The sequence below is a fragment of the Mesorhizobium sp. M0184 genome, assembly GCF_040322215.1.
Lineage (GTDB): Bacteria > Pseudomonadota > Alphaproteobacteria > Rhizobiales > Rhizobiaceae > Mesorhizobium.
On record NZ_JAMYSZ010000002.1, the window covers coordinates 188,285 to 202,804 of the forward strand.

Sequence of the window (14,520 nt, forward strand, 5' to 3'; positions counted from 1 at the left end):
TCGGTAACCAAAGAACCAAACGACGCCCTGGAGCCGGCTAACGCGGAAATGCGCATGACGACGCGCGACCGCCCCTTCGAACCCGTCGACTACGGGCTTTACGCGCTGACGGTCATTGCCTGGAGCGCATCGTGGTTCGCGATCGAACTTCAGGTCGGCAGCGGCGTGTCGAACGAGGTCAATCTGGTCTGGCGCTTCGCCATCGCCACGCTGCTGATGTTTGCCTGGGCGGGTTTTTCCGGTCGGCGGCTCCGCTTTCCGATCGCCGATCATTTGCGCTTTGCTGTGCTTGGCATCCTTATCTTCTCGTCGAACTTCCTGTTTTTCTATTATGGCGCCGGCTATCTCGTCAGCGGCTTGCTCTCGGTCGTCTTTTCGCTCGCCTCGGTCATCAACATGCTGCTCGGTGCCTTGGTCATCGGCGAGCGCCCGGCGCCGCGCATTCTCGCCGGCGGCATCATCGGCTTCGCCGGAATAGCGCTGATGTTCTTTCCCGAAATCGCTGCCAACGGGCTTTCCGGCGGCACGTTGGTGGGCCTTCTCCTGTGCCTCTGCGGCACGCTGAGCTTCTGCGCCGGCAATCTCGTCTCCGTCGCAAACCAGCGCCGCGACCTGCCGCTCGTTTCAACGAGCGCCTGGGGCATGCTTTATGGCACTCTGTGGTCGGCGTTCCTGGCCTTCCTGCTTGGTGAGCCGTTCGTGTTCGCGACGACCGCCCCTTATATCGGCTCGCTGGTCTTCCTCGCCGTCATATCGACGGTCATGGCTTTCGCCGCCTACCTGACGCTGCTCGGACGCATTGGCGGCGCCCGCGCCGGCTATGCGACCGTCATATTTCCCGTTTTTGCGCTTTTGATCTCCACGGCGCTGGAAGGCTATGCCTGGACTGCGTACGCGATCATCGGGCTCGTCCTCGTCGCCGCCGGAAACGTCCTGGTCATTCGCGGAGGACGGCGCTGACGCATGCAATGCTTCGCAATGCGCCGCCTTCTGCTGCGCGGGCCCCGCCACATAGGTGCACCGGATAGATGGGGCAGGGCGCCTTCTTCTTCTTCTGTCTTTTTTTATCCAGCTTGACTCTCTTGGTCGTCAGTTTAGGCTGCGGTCAATGGGTCAGACCAATGTACCAGGGTTGGCCCGGGAGGGAACTAAACGCGCATGCCGATCCAGGCCGTTGAACCACGCCGGCTTTACCGACAGGTCGCCGATCAGCTCAGGCAGCTGATCGATGCCGGCGAGTTTTCCGTCGGCGACCGCCTGCCGACCGAGCGGGATCTGGCCGACCAGCTCGGAATTTCCCGCCCGACAGTCCGTGAAGCGCTGATAGCGCTGGAGGTCGAAGGCCGCATACGCATCCGCGTCGGCTCGGGTATCTACGTCACCGATCCGCCGAGCGCCGCCGCCTCCGAACCCGAAGTCGAGGAAGGCCCGTTCGAGCTGTTGCGCGCGCGCGAATTCGTCGAAGGCGCGATCGCCGCCGAAGCGGCCCTCCATGTCCGGCCTGCAGATATCGAACGGCTCGATGACGTGCTGCGCCGGATGGAGGCCATGCGTCACCCCAACAAGATGACCATTGCGCTCGACCGGGAATTCCACACCGCTGTCGCCGGCATTCTCGAGAACGCGGTGCTGGTGCGCTTCATCGGCGAGCTTTTCGACCAGCGCATGAACCCGTACTTCGAACGCCTGTCGATCTATTTCGAGACCAGCGATTCCTGGCAGGTCGCGGCAAAGGAACATCGTGCCGTGCGCGATGCAATTGCCGCGCGCGACCCCGAGCGGGCCAAGGCCGCCATGCAGCAGCATCTGCGCCAGTCGCAAATCAGATTCTCACGCAATTTCGATGAGAGAGCCGCAGCCAAGGAGGTTGCGGGATAGCAGTTGGCCGGGGGGAGATCCGGCCGTCAAGTTCAACCAGGGAGGAATTAGATGCTGAGAAAATACGCAGTTCTGCTCGGTGCGATCGCCGCAATTGCCATACCCATGGCGTCGGCCTCGGCGGAAACGGTCCTGAAATGGGCACATGTCTACGAGACGACGGAGCCCTTCCACACCGAATCCGTGTGGGCTGCCGACGAGATCAAGAAGCGCACCCAGGGCCGCTACGCCATCGACGTCTATCCGGCCTCGCAGCTTGGCAAGGAAGCAGACATCAACCAGGGCCTGATGCTCGGCACCGTCGATATCATCATTTCCGGATCGAGCTTCGCGGCGCGCGAATATCCACCGATCGGCGTCACCTATTTCCCATACACTTTCCGCGATGCCGACCATCTGCTGAAATACACCAAAAGCGACGTCTACAAGGCCCTGACCAAGGGCTATGAGGACAAGACCGGCAATCATATCGCCGCCACCACCTATTACGGGACGCGGCAGACCACCTCGAACCGGCCGATCGCCAAGTGCTCCGACATGCAGGGCCTGAAGATGCGCGTTCCCGACGTGCCGGCCTATCTGGCCATGCCGCGTGCTTGCGGCGCCAACACGGCGCCGATTGCCTTCGCCGAGGTCTATCTCGCCCTGCAGAACGGCACGGTGGAGGCCCAGGAGAACCCGCTGACCACCATCGAGGCGAAGAAATTCTACGAGGTGCAGAAGAACATCGTGCTCACTGGCCACATCGTCGATCATCTCAACACCATCATATCGGCGTCGCGCTGGGCCTCGCTGTCCGACGAGGACAAGAAGATCTTCACCGAGGTGATGCAGGAGGCTGCCGCCCGCGCCACGGCAAAGATCGTCGCCCGCGAAAAGGAATTGGTGCAGGTATTTAAGGACCGCGGCATCAGCGTGACCGATGTCGATCGCGCCGATTTCGAGAAGAATGTCCTGGAGAAGGTCACCTTCGAGGAGTTCGGCTACAACAAGTCCGATTGGGAAGCGATCCGCGCCATCAAGTAGGCCATCCGGAAATCGGGTGCTTAATCAAGAAGACAGAGCGGAAATCGGATTTGCTGCTTTAACCTGGCCTTCCGCCCGGCTCCAAATTGCGCCGGACGGCCTTTTCAATCCTTGACGACCCACCAGCTTCGGGAGCCCGCGCCAATGGCCGAGGAACACCACACCGAGATCACCGTCGAAGAGATCGCGCACGCCTTCGAGGAGGTGCCGGTCGACGTCGACCTGTCGGACCACGGCATCGAGGACTGGATCACGCTTGCGGTGTTCTGGGGCATGGTCGCCTGTGTCTTCCTGCAGTTCTTCACCCGTTATGCGCTGAACAACAGCTTTGCGTGGACCGAGGAGATCGCCATCAACGCGCTCGTCGTCGTTGTCTTTCTCGGCGCCGCCATGTGCGTGCGCCTTTCGCGCCATATCCACGTCGACGTGCTTTACCACTATCTGCCGGAGCGTGTCGGCCGCTGGCTGGCGCTCGCCGTCGATATTATCCGCATCGCATTCTTCGCCTACGGATCCTGGCTGATGTGGCGCTACGTCACGATCGTGGCGCATGAGCGCATGGTCACCGTCAACCTGCCGCGGCGCTGGTTCTTCTACGCCGTACTGGCGGGCTTCGTGCTGATGCTTCTGCGCTCGATCCAGGTCTTTATCGGCAATTACCGGCGCGGCTATTCGGTGCTCGAGCGTCCCGGTGCGTTCGGGACGGCGGGGGTCTGAGCGATGCTGCTTCTGGTAGGGGGCTTTCTTGTCCTGATGCTCATCGGCGTGCCGGTCGCTGTTTCGATGGCGGCCGCCTCGATCCTTTACCTTGTCATCTACGGCGTGGCGCCCGATATCATCGCAGCCCAGCGCATGATCGCCGGGGTGGAGAGCTTTCCGCTGCTCGCCGTGCCCTTCTTCATCCTGGCCGGCAACCTCATGAACATCGCCGGCGTCACCGGGCGCATCTATTCCTTCGCCCTTGCCCTGGTCGGCTGGATGAAGGGCGGCCTGGCGCAGGTCAACATCATCGGATCGGTGATCTTTTCCGGCATGTCGGGCACCGCGCTCGCCGACGCCGCCGGCATCGGCACCATCGAAATCAAGGCGATGAAGGACCACGGCTATCCTATCGACGCCGCGGTCGGGGTTACCGCCGCTTCCGCCACGCTCGGGCCGATCTTTCCGCCCTCGCTGCCCTTCGTCATCTACGGCATGATGGCCAATGTCTCGATCGGTGCGCTGTTCATGGCCGGCATCCTGCCCGGCGTGGTCATGACCGTGCTGATGATGATTACGGTTGCCATCTTTGCCTACAATCGCGGCTGGGGTTCCGACACGCCTTTCGAGCTTCGGCGGCTCGCCGAAGCGGCGGGCGAGGTGCTGGTGGTGGCTGCCTTTCCGATTGGCTGTTACGTGCTTGTGCAGCTTGGCCTGTCGATCAACATCGCGGTCGGCATCGCGCTGCTGCTGCTGATCGCCGCGGACTGGTATTTCGATTTCTCCGCGGTCATGGCGCTGATGACGCCGGTCATCCTGATCGGCGGCATGACGATGGGCTGGTTCACGCCGACCGAGGCGGCGATGGCGGCCGTGATCTGGTCGCTTTTCCTCGGGCTGGTGCGCTACCGCACGATGACGCTGCGTTTGCTTGCCAAGGCCAGCTTCGACACGATCGAAACGACCGCGTCGGTGCTATTCATCGTTACCGCCGCATCGATCTTCGCCTGGCTGCTCACCGTCAGCCAGGCGGCACAGCTGTTTTCGAACTTCATTTTCGCGCTCACCGAAAACAAGTGGGTCTTCCTGATCCTGGTCAACATCCTGATGCTGGTGGTCGGCTGCTTCCTCGATACGATCGCCGCGATCACGATTCTGGTGCCGATCCTGCTGCCGGTCGCTGCCGTCTACGGCATCAACCCGGTGCATTTCGGGCTGATCATGACGCTCAATCTGATGATCGGGCTTTTGCACCCGCCGCTCGGCATGGTGCTGTTCGTGCTGTCGCGCGTCGCCAAGCTTTCGGTCGAGCGCACCACCATGGCGATCCTGCCGTGGCTGGTGCCGCTTATCGTGGCGCTGCTTCTGATCACCTTCATACCCGCCATCACGCTTTGGCTGCCGACCGAGATGGGCTTGATCCGGTGAGCGGCCAGGTGATTGCCGCAACGCTGTTCGGCCCGCAGGACCTGCGCGTCGTGGAGCGTCCGCTTGAACCGCTGGCACCATGTATGGTGCGGGTGCGCTTTGGGGCCGGGGGCATCTGCGGCTCCGACCTGCATTATTTCCGCCATGCCCGTACCGGTGACTTCGTCGTCACTTCGCCGCTTGTCCTCGGCCACGAAATCTCAGGCGAAATCATCGAGATCAACGGCGCCGCGCCCGGCCTTGGCGTCGGCGACCATATCGCGGTCAATCCATCGCGCTGGTGCGGGCGTTGCGCGCGATGCCTGGAAGGCCGCGCCAATCTCTGCGAGAATATCTATTTCATGGGCTCGGCGTCGAAGACGCCGCATATGCAGGGCGGCTTCGCCAGTCTGTTCGACGCCACGCCCGCGCAATGTTTCAAGGTTCCATCTGACGTGGCCTACCAGGCGGCCGCACTTGCCGAGCCGCTAGGGGTCAGCCTGCACGCCGTCGCGCGGGCGGGCGACGACATCAGGGGCCGCAACGTCATCCTGTTCGGTGCCGGTCCCATCGGTCTCTTGACCATGCTTGCGGCCAGGCTTGCCGGCTGCGGTGAACTGACCGTCGTCGATATCGCCGCCGCGCCGCTCGCCTTCGCCCGCCGGCTTGGCGCCGACAGGACGATCGACCTTTCCAGCGGCGACGCCGAGCTCCAGGGGCTTGCTGCCGGCGGTTCGCTTGATGTGGCGTTCGAGATTTCGGGCACCACGGCCGGCCTTGCCGCTGCGATCGCCAGTGTCCGGCGCGGCGGCACGGTGGTCCAGATCGGCAACCTTCCCGGTGGCCAGATTCCGCTGCCGGCCAATGCGGTGATGGCCAAGGAGATCGACCTCAAAGGCGCCTTCCGCTTCGGCAGCGAGTTCGGTCGCGCAGTCGATTTCATCGTGTCGGGAGAGGTGGACGTCCTGAAACTGGTGACCGCCGAGCGCACGCTTTCCTCCGCCCCAGACGCGTTCCGTCTTGCCGCCGACCGTTCACAGAGTGTCAAGGTCGTGCTCACTGCGGACTGAATCGTGGTTTTGCCAGATCGTTAGTAGCCATAACTAGTTGCGAACGGACGAAACTCAGAACGTGCTCGACGTATATGCTCCCACCCAGGTCTCCGGTTAAACTCGGGAGCAATACCGGCAGCTTGCTGTCAAAATTGTTGGCAGCAAATCCGCTCGCGATTAAAGCCCCTTCGTCGCGAGATTTTGCTTAGTTCGGCCATTCCTCGTCCTGCCAACCGCGCGCTGCGTGGATCACCCGCAAAATTGAAATGCTTTCCCGGCCGCCCTTGGCGGTCACGGCATAAGCGATGATGTAGGGCAGGCGACTCACAGGCTTTTCATAGGTGCCGGATACACGGCCGGGTCGCCCGGTTGCCATTTCCCCAAGCGCGGCCCCTGCGTCCAGAATCCGGTCTGCGACCAGGCGCGCAGCGCGCGGATTATCCTGCGAGATATAGGCGATCTGTTCCTTGATGTCGTCCAGCGCACCGCGAGACCACTGAACGGCTCGCGTCACACCTTGCGGCCCATGCCGGCATCAATCGCGGCATAAATTTCTGCCATGGCCTTATCATGAGACACGATGCGCCCAGCTTCGACATCAGCAAGGCCGCGCTTGATACCTTCAATGATTTCAAGCTCGCGATCGACATACGCTGCGACGGCTTCACCTGCGAGGAACGACTTGCTACGCCGGGTGTCGGTTGCGATCCGGTCGAGCTTTTCCTTTACATCGGGACTGACGCGAATTGTCATAGTGGTGCTAGCGGCCATAGCGGTGTCCTGTGTTGATCTGTGTACACCTTAGCACAGAGCGCCGCGCTGGTCCATTATCCCTTGACCGCCGAGCCGACGATCGAATCCACGAAGAAGCGCTGCAGGAAGGCGAAGAGCATCAATGGCGGCAGCACGGCGAGCGTGGCGCCGGCCATGACCAGTCCTGTATTGAGGGCGCCTCTGTTGTAGCTGAGCAGGCGGCTGAGGCTAATGACGATCGGATAATCCTCTGCATTGCCTTGCAAAACTGTCAGCGGGCACAGATAGCTGTTCCAATGATAGACGAAGGCAAACAGCGCCAGTGCCGCGATCGCGGGCGCCAGACTGAATCGAGGATGCGCAAAGTCCCTATTTTGCGAGGCAATCGGCGCTTCACTGTGCGGGTACAAATAGAATGTGCGACCGTGCTGGCTTCCCAGCATCAGGATAGAGCATACGCCTGTAACCTTCATAGCCCGATGCCGCGCTTCTTTCCCAGGTTCCAATCCACGCCCCCCGTATCCGAGCACACGACCCCGATGACTTGATTACCCAATCGCTTTTGGAGCGACGGCGACCAGGGCACGAGCTTGAATTCGAGCCCATTGTCGATCATCGCGAGCCGGCCTGAAGCCAGTGAGAAACGCCGCCGGTAAATCCCAGCCACATGATCGCCGTTGGCAGCCTTCGTGAATGAGAGGCCCGTCTCGGCGGCGAGGCGGGCACCGAGCGATTCCACCTCATGATCGTGTAGAGTATCGATCAGATTGCGCACAAGAATGACGCGCTGTCCCTCGCGCCTGGCCAGATCGCGGCTGACAAGGTGGTCGACCCGATCTTGCAGTGCCTGTCTTACGTCCCTGCCAAAGCCGCCGTCACCGAATTCGGCAGGCTCGCGTGCAACGAGTTGGCGATCGAGCCAAGTCGCGCCGGAAGCATGGACCTGCTGTTCGATTGAGAGGTCGGAGCGGACCGCGAGCGTGACCCGGCCACCGCCATTTGCACTCGCATCGCGGCACAACTCCACGACCGAGCCCGGGTCGGAGTCTCCGGCCGCATCAGGGTCATGGAAGCGAATGTGGTGCGTGCGTCCATCAATGCCATCGACGATGGCATAGGCCGCGCCGCGCCGTTCGTCATCAAGGCCGCGTTCGAGCAGTCGGCCGATCACGGGCGCATCAATCTTTTCGGCGGCCAGCACATAGTCGGCCGTCCCTTTTTCTAGCCCATGCACAGTGAGGCTGCGGTGCATGCGCTTGATGATGTCGCCGCGTTCACCGAGGGCGCGCAAAGTGGCCTCGGCCTCTTCGACCACCATCCACTGGCCGGGACGGATCTCGTTCGCGAGGCCCAGGCTTTCCAGTTGCCGCAGCCGGCCGACTTTGAGCCCCAGCACGCTCCAAGGCTCACGGTGGAGGAAAGTCGCCCCACCCACGAGGAATCGAGCGAGGCTTACCGAATGGTGGCCGAGTTGCTGAAGGCGACTGACGATCTTGTGGGAATTCTGATCGTCGGCGGCGGAATAACCGGTGTACTTCGCGCACTGAGGGAGGTTCCTTCCGAAAGGCGGTCGGGGATCAAGTTGGTTTGCCGTGACATTGGCCCCGAGACCCGAAAGGGATTGTCTGAAGGGTTGATCACCGCAGCCCTTTGTCATCCGCTGGAGGCGACCTCTGCACTTCTTGTGCAGACAATGATTGATGTCATGGGACCACAAGCACCGTTCGCTACGCTTCAGCGGTCCATACCTTTCGAAATAGTCACGCCGGAGAATATTTGAGACAAATATCTCGGCGGATGAATCAGGAGATCCCTCGGGATAGCTCAACCGGTGCAAGCTTCAGACTGCCAATTCGCGCTTCCAGCAGTGAACGCGCAAATGCGCATCCCGACCCCGACCGTATCGATCCGTCAAGCGGTCGACCGCAATGCTTCGCCGCCGAGGTCGCGGTAAAGAATGATGGGCCCAGCAACTGTCAGATCGCCAACGTTGGCAAAGCATCGTCAGCTAGCGGTCAACGTCAGCCATCAACTTTGTGATCTGAACGGCACCAAAGGCTCCTTTTCGACGAGCCGCCGTCGTACGACATACCTTGCCTAGACACAGGTTGTGAAAACGCGTGATAAGGTCGGCCCGCGCTAGACTCAAAGATGGCCCGGGGCACCAGAAGATGGCACACCGCATGTGCAACGCAATGCTTGGCTTCGCGGCGCTTGCTTTAGCCGCGTGCCAATCGGCTCCTGAAACGCCGCAACCCGCCACTCTCGAACCTGCGTTAGAACCTGATAGTATTCCTTCACAACCTGCCTTGGATCCTGGCGCTGTTCCTTCCGGCTCAGCGATCTTAGATCAATCCGTGGCGGTCACTCCCCCTGGCAAGGGCGTTCCAACAAAGTATGCTGCTTTTTCGGGTCTATGGGCCGGACAATTGGACGGGATCTATGACGCCAAACTTGCTGTTCAGACGATTTCTTCCAATGGAAAGGTGACGGTCACCTATGCGTGGGGAAATCTGGGCGACAACTATCCGGGAGAGGCCGCCGGCGCTGGAAGAATTGTAGGGAGCACGTTGAAGCTTGAGCGCTTACCGAATGGCGCGGACGTCAGTTTTGTCATGCGGCCCGACGGGGCCCTGGCCGGAACCGTTACGCTTGCCGGCCAGACCTACACGGGCGCGTTCCTCAAGCAATAATCAAAGACGCATCTGAAGGGCTATGCAGAGGGCCAGGCGACTGTTCCATATTGCAGTTGCCTGTTGTTACCGGAGTGGAGGGCCGTTCAAGGCCCAAACTGGTCGTCTACGACACTGGCGGACATCTTCTGGTTGGACAGCAGCAGGATGTTCGCATCGCAGTTCGCAGGTTCCTAGCTAGCGCCGGCCTCATCTCGTCATCCGACAGACCAAGACGGTGATACAACATCCGCTTGGGGCAGTACCGCTTCACAGCTCGTTCGTTGCTGTCGCCGATCGAAGGAACAATCGCACGGGGAGGGGCAGCGCATCATGCCGGCGCTCGCCTTCGTAGCCGGTTGTGAGCAAAAAGATTGATATGATCCCGGGACTAACCGTTTCATAGCCTAGGCGCGGCTCCGATTTGTCTTTCGGGACCGCGCTGGAGACAGTTCCGGTTGAACGGCAATCCAAATCTGTTCCCCTCCTTTCTTGACCGTGCCTGACAAGTCGGGTCAGGCTGACGTGACTTCTGTTCTGACCACCATCTTCTTCTCGTGCGCAACGGTGGCGGTGGATCCGGCAATCACAATTGCCGCACAAATAATCGTCAATCTCATTGCATTTCCCCCTTAGAGCGCACCGCAAAAAATGTCGTCGGCTGTCTTGAGACAGTGGCGGAGACGGTACTCGCGCTTGGCCGGTCGATGCGGCTTCCGGCTTGATAAGATTGTAATTACATTAGCTACAGCGCAAGTAATCATTTCGGACTAGGAACGGGCTCACGCGCCTACCACCTTGAAAGCCCTTCGATGGAAAGCGGCTGAGCTGCGGCGAAAAGGGGGGCGTTTCAGCCTTTTCCGTCATGCTCCGCTAAGGGGGCCGACGGTGCCAAGACCTGTAACGCCATAGAGGGCTCGGACGGCCCATCGGCCTCGCCGTCGATCTGCCGCGCTGAGGTCGAGCCGTGCATGAATGCGCCGAAGATGCTGCGCCCCTTGCCGGCAATGCCGTGGCCGAGGAACCAGAGCCGGTAAAGAAGGAAGGCATGCCCATGGTCACCACGACGCGAGAGGTGCGGCCGCGAAGCAGCGTCTTGGTAAATCCGCCACCCTTGCCCGGATAGGCCACCGCGGCCACGCCGACGACAAAATCGACGCTGATTGTCAATCTAACCCGCCGCGATCAAGACCGTGCTTTCTGGCGACCAGCTCAGCACGACGTCCTGACCTTCCGCCAGCCTGCCAGCGCCGGTGTTCTGCACAATCACCTTGAGCGTCTGGCCGGCACGCTCGACAAAGTAAGTGCTGCTATTTCCGGCGAAGATGCGTTTGGACACTTGCCCTCGCAGGACATTCGCGTTGGCCGCATCCGGAGCCTCGGCATCAATGAAGATGCGGAGGCGTTCGGGCCGCACGGCGCAGCTTGCCTTGGCGCCAGCGGCAAGCTTGGCACCCGCGCCAGCGGCAATCGCTGTGCCGTCCGGCAGTCGGATGCCGTTGCCCGTGCTGTCGCCGCGAAGGATGTTGGCGTCGCCCAGGAAAGTGGCGGCAAACTCGCTCTTCGGCCGATCGTAGATCTCCTCGGGCGAGCCTTCCTGCACCAGCTTGCCATCGCGCAGAATGCCGATGCGGTCGCTCATCGTCAGCGCTTCTTCCTGGTCGTGGGTGACGAAGATGGTGGTGATGCCGATCTCGCGCTGGATGCGCTTGAGCTCGATCTGCATGTTGACGCGCAGCGCCTTGTCCAGCGCGCCGAGTGGCTCGTCAAGCAACAGCACGCGCGGCCGGATGACGACCGCGCGAGCGAGCGCAACCCGTTGGCGCTGGCCGCCGGACAGCTGGTGCGGCCGGCGGCCGCCGAGCCTGCCGAGTTGCACGAGGTCGAGTGCGCGCTGTACCTCGCTGGCAATCACTGCCTTGGGCTCGCCGCGTACCGACAGGCCGAAGGCGACATTGCCGGCAACACTCATGTTGGGAAACAGGGCGTAGTTCTGGAACACCATGCCGATGCGCCGTTTTTCGACCGGCACCCGCTCGACGCTCTCACCACCTATGGTGATGCGGCCGGAATCGGGAAAGTCGAAGCCCGCGATTTGTCGCAGCAGCGTGGTCTTGCCGCTGCCTGACGGCCCGAGCAGGGCATAGAAGCCGCCATCGGCGAAATCGATGGAGACATCGTCCAGCGCCTTATGGGCACCGAAAGCGCGCGACACGTTCGCTACTTGGACGCCAGCCATTATTTCTCTCCGCCGAATTTGAAGAAGCGCGCCGTCAGCAGCATCAGTGCCATCGACACGACAATGATGATCGTCGAGACCGCATTGATCTCGGGTGTGAATCCCTTGCGGATCGCGGCGTAGATTTCGACCGGCAGCGTCGTCTGGCCGGGCGTCGACAGGAAGTAGGATACGACGAACTGGTCGAAGGACACGGCGAAGGCGAACAGCCCGCCGGCAATGACGCCCGGCATGATCCAGGGCAGCGTGACGCGGTTCGTCACCTGCCATTGATTGGCGCCGAGCGAGCGCGCCGCCTCTTCCAACTCGGGCGCGAAGGTCTGCAGTCGGGCCGACACGACGACAATGACGTAGGGCAGCGCAAGCGCGACGTGCCCGAGCAGGATGGCGAACAGGCCGCGCCCAATGCCGACGCCGAAGAAGAAGATCAACATCGCCGTGCCGGTTATCAGCCACGGAATGGCGATTGGCGGAAACAGCAGCGCCTGCAGGAATTTCTTGCCACGAAACTCATAGCGGTAGAGCGCAAGTGACGCGGCCGAGCCAAGCACGACGCAGATGATGGTGCTGATGACTGCGATTTCGACGCTGTTCCAGGTGGCTGAGATAAGCTGGGCGTTCTGCCACAGCGAGACATACCATTCCGTCGTCCACTCGAACGGCAGCTGGTAGAAGGGCGAAACGTTGAAAGACATCAGCGCCATGATGACGATGGGCACATAGAGGAAGGCGAGCAATAGCCAGATGTAGAGGCGGCCGAGCCATTCGAGAGCACGTGTCGTCGCCATCACGTAGCCCTCCGCAGCACCGGCGAGGCAACCGCCAGGATGACCAGCACGACGGCCAACAGGATAAAGGAGAGCGCAGCACCCAGCGGCCAGTTGAACACGGCGACGAACTGGTCTTCGATGACAGTGCCGTAAAAGGTGCCGGTACGGCCGCCGAGGATGCGCGGTTCCATGAACGAACCAACAACCGGGACGAAGATGAGCGCTGCGCCCGCCACCAGCCCCGGCAACGACAGCGGAATGATGACCCGATTCAGCACCTGCACCCGCGAGGCACCGAGCGAGCGCCCGGCCTCTATCAGCGAGTCATCGATGGCCTGCAGGGTCAAGTAGCAGGTCAGCACCATGTAAGGCACGTAGGAGTGCACCAGCCCGATGATGACCGCCGGATAAGAATACATCAGGTCGATGTTGATCTTGAACGGCAGCACGGCGTTGAGCGTGGTGTCGAGAATGCCTCCTTCACGCAGCACCATCGCCCAGGAGAAGATGCGCACCAGCCCATTCGACCAGAACGGCAGGATGACGAGAAGGAAAATCGCCTCTCGGCTGCGGCCTTTCAGCACCTTGGCCAGCACATAAGCGGCGGGATAACCGATGACGATGCACCACAGCGTCACCTCGAGGCCGAGGCGCAGCGAGGCCAAAAGCAATGTCAGATAAAGGCTTTGTGAAAAGAAGGCGGCATAGTTTTCGAGCGTGAACGCCCACGGCTTTCCCGACAGCGGCAGGTCGGTCATGAAGGAGAAGAAGACCATGGCTGAGAGCGGCAGGAAGATCGCAACCGTCAGCCAGAGATAGGCAGGCGCCAGCAGTGGCAAGGCCGATCTCAATCCGCTGCGCGACGCGGCCGCAACCTGTGCTGCCATGACATCCACCTCCCAGGATGGGGAAGCATCAGCCGACATGGATGGTCGGCTGATCCCGGCTTCTGCTGTTACTTCACGTCGACCTTGAGCTGCTGCCAGAGCGACAGATAGGTTTCGCGCTGGGCGTCTGTGATCGGCGCCTGGAACTGAATGCGCTTGGCGACTGCCGGGTCACCCATCACCTTGCGGTTGAACGCATCCCCGGGAAGTGCTTCTACAGCCTTGGTGTTGGCGGATACCGGGGCTCCGACCTTGGTGACCCATTCGACATAGAACTTCGGGTCGATCATGTAGTTGATGAAGGCCTCGGCGCCGGCGACATTCTTGGAACCGACCGGAATGGAGAAGGCGTCGAGCCAGGCGACAGCGCCCTCCTGCGGGATCACGAGCGAGACCGGCAGCTTGAAATGAGTCTTGGCGCGGTCGGCCGAGCCGCTCCAATAGGTGCCGATGTCGATCTGGTTAGAGGCAGCCATCTGGTTCCAGTCGTTCTCCGAGCTCCAGAACGTCTTGATCTGCGGCATCAGCGAGGTGAGCTTCGCCTTGACCGCCTCGATATCCTTGATGTCGTTGATGTTCTGGCCGGTGGCAATGGCGCCGAACTGAACCGCCTCGACGGCATCATCACGGATGGTGACGCGGCCCTTGTGAGCGGGATCCCACATTTCGGCGATGCTCGTCGGCGGCTTATCGAAGGATTTTTCATTGATGGCGAGCGCCGTCAGCCCCCAGACCCACGGCACGCCATAGACCTTGCCGTCATGGACGAGCATCGGCGATCCGGCCTTGTCCTTGCTGATGTCGGGAAAGTTCGGCAGCTTGGACGTGTCGATCGGCTGGATCAGCTTTTCCGCCATCGCCTGGTCGTTGAAGGCGGCGTTGATCATGACGACATCGTAAAGGCCGGGATTGGTCCTGAGCTTGGTCAGCATCTCCTGTTCGGAATTGAAAAAATCGTTGACGACCTTGTTGCCGGTCGCCTTCTCGAAGGCTTCGATGGCCCACGGCTCGTCGGCGCCGTAGCCCTTCCAGTTGAGTACGTGCACCTCGTCGGCCTTGGCGGCAAATGCGAGTGCGGAGGTGAAGACGGCGGTCGCCGTCAGCAGGGCAGTCAAGTCGGGCATGCGCATGTTCGTT

At 61.2% G+C, this 14,520-nt stretch carries 16 protein-coding genes; 8 read left to right on the forward strand and 8 right to left on the reverse strand.

Going from position 1 to position 14,520, the window contains the following annotated elements; genetic code table 11:
- Nucleotides 1-54 precede the first annotated feature (54 nt).
- The 6 genes from NKJ23_RS03955 to NKJ23_RS03980 all read left to right on the forward strand — a co-directional run bounded on the left by NKJ23_RS03955 (nt 55) and on the right by NKJ23_RS03980 (nt 6,080).
- On the forward strand, nt 55-960 hold the full coding sequence (locus NKJ23_RS03955) for a DMT family transporter (RefSeq protein ID WP_352678348.1): 906 nt from the start codon (nt 55-57) through the stop codon (nt 958-960).
- A gap of 198 nt (nt 961-1,158) precedes the next feature.
- The gene (locus tag NKJ23_RS03960) at nt 1,159-1,878 is read left to right on the forward strand and encodes a FadR/GntR family transcriptional regulator (protein WP_352678350.1); all 720 of its coding nucleotides are present in this window, start codon (nt 1,159-1,161) and stop codon (nt 1,876-1,878) included.
- A gap of 51 nt (nt 1,879-1,929) precedes the next feature.
- Complete coding sequence (locus tag NKJ23_RS03965; protein ID WP_502893778.1) at nt 1,930-2,904, forward strand: sialic acid TRAP transporter substrate-binding protein SiaP; 975 nt, start codon at nt 1,930-1,932, stop codon at nt 2,902-2,904.
- A gap of 144 nt (nt 2,905-3,048) precedes the next feature.
- The gene (locus tag NKJ23_RS03970; protein ID WP_352678353.1) at nt 3,049-3,621 is read left to right on the forward strand and encodes a TRAP transporter small permease; all 573 of its coding nucleotides are present in this window, start codon (nt 3,049-3,051) and stop codon (nt 3,619-3,621) included.
- A gap of 3 nt (nt 3,622-3,624) precedes the next feature.
- On the forward strand, nt 3,625-5,031 hold the full coding sequence (locus NKJ23_RS03975; RefSeq protein ID WP_023674276.1) for a TRAP transporter large permease: 1,407 nt from the start codon (nt 3,625-3,627) through the stop codon (nt 5,029-5,031).
- Nucleotides 5,028-6,080, forward strand: coding sequence for an L-idonate 5-dehydrogenase (locus NKJ23_RS03980; protein WP_352678356.1), 1,053 nt, complete (start codon nt 5,028-5,030; stop codon nt 6,078-6,080). Before NKJ23_RS03975 ends, NKJ23_RS03980 begins: the two co-directional genes overlap by 4 nt.
- Nucleotides 6,081-6,267: 187 nt before the next feature.
- Here the strand turns inward: NKJ23_RS03980 and NKJ23_RS03985 are convergent, their stop codons facing one another.
- The 4 genes from NKJ23_RS03985 to NKJ23_RS04000 are packed head-to-tail and all read right to left on the reverse strand — an operon-like array spanning nt 6,268 to nt 8,211.
- A complete protein-coding gene (locus NKJ23_RS03985; RefSeq protein ID WP_352678358.1) occupies nt 6,268-6,576 on the reverse strand; it encodes a type II toxin-antitoxin system RelE/ParE family toxin in 309 nt (102 codons plus the stop codon).
- A complete protein-coding gene (locus NKJ23_RS03990) occupies nt 6,573-6,833 on the reverse strand; it encodes a CopG family ribbon-helix-helix protein (protein WP_031211112.1) in 261 nt (86 codons plus the stop codon). Before NKJ23_RS03990 ends, NKJ23_RS03985 begins: the two co-directional genes overlap by 4 nt.
- Nucleotides 6,834-6,889: 56 nt before the next feature.
- A complete protein-coding gene (locus tag NKJ23_RS03995; RefSeq protein ID WP_352678361.1) occupies nt 6,890-7,288 on the reverse strand; it encodes an ABC transporter permease family protein in 399 nt (132 codons plus the stop codon).
- Nucleotides 7,285-8,211 (reverse strand): DUF3363 domain-containing protein, encoded by a 927-nt coding sequence (locus tag NKJ23_RS04000; RefSeq protein WP_502902486.1) that lies wholly within the window; start codon nt 8,209-8,211, stop codon nt 7,285-7,287. Before NKJ23_RS04000 ends, NKJ23_RS03995 begins: the two co-directional genes overlap by 4 nt.
- 63 nt (nt 8,212-8,274) lie before the next feature.
- Between NKJ23_RS04000 and NKJ23_RS04005 the strand changes: the two genes are divergently transcribed.
- Together NKJ23_RS04005 and NKJ23_RS04010 are read left to right on the forward strand one after the other, a co-directional pair.
- Nucleotides 8,275-8,595, forward strand: coding sequence for a type 1 periplasmic-binding domain-containing protein (locus NKJ23_RS04005; protein ID WP_352678364.1), 321 nt, complete (start codon nt 8,275-8,277; stop codon nt 8,593-8,595).
- Nucleotides 8,596-8,986: 391 nt separating this feature from the next.
- Entirely contained in the window at nt 8,987-9,508 is a 522-nt protein-coding gene (locus NKJ23_RS04010; protein ID WP_352678368.1) for a hypothetical protein, read from the forward strand.
- Between the two features lie 1,150 nt (nt 9,509-10,658).
- On the opposite strand, the gene NKJ23_RS04015 is transcribed toward NKJ23_RS04010, so the two are convergent.
- The 4 genes from NKJ23_RS04015 to NKJ23_RS04030 all read right to left on the reverse strand — a co-directional run bounded on the left by NKJ23_RS04015 (nt 10,659) and on the right by NKJ23_RS04030 (nt 14,513).
- Entirely contained in the window at nt 10,659-11,726 is a 1,068-nt protein-coding gene (locus NKJ23_RS04015; RefSeq protein ID WP_352635149.1) for an ABC transporter ATP-binding protein, read from the reverse strand.
- Nucleotides 11,726-12,514 carry an ABC transporter permease gene (locus NKJ23_RS04020; protein WP_352457202.1) on the reverse strand — a complete coding sequence of 263 codons (789 nt, stop codon included), beginning with the start codon at nt 12,512-12,514 and terminating at the stop codon, nt 11,726-11,728. The genes NKJ23_RS04015 and NKJ23_RS04020 overlap by 1 nt, the downstream gene beginning before the upstream one ends.
- Nucleotides 12,514-13,383 (reverse strand): ABC transporter permease, encoded by an 870-nt coding sequence (locus tag NKJ23_RS04025; RefSeq protein WP_352571236.1) that lies wholly within the window; start codon nt 13,381-13,383, stop codon nt 12,514-12,516. Before NKJ23_RS04025 ends, NKJ23_RS04020 begins: the two co-directional genes overlap by 1 nt.
- A 68-nt stretch (nt 13,384-13,451) precedes the next feature.
- Nucleotides 13,452-14,513, reverse strand: coding sequence for an ABC transporter substrate-binding protein (locus tag NKJ23_RS04030; RefSeq protein WP_352635147.1), 1,062 nt, complete (start codon nt 14,511-14,513; stop codon nt 13,452-13,454).
- Nucleotides 14,514-14,520: the final 7 nt, after the last annotated feature.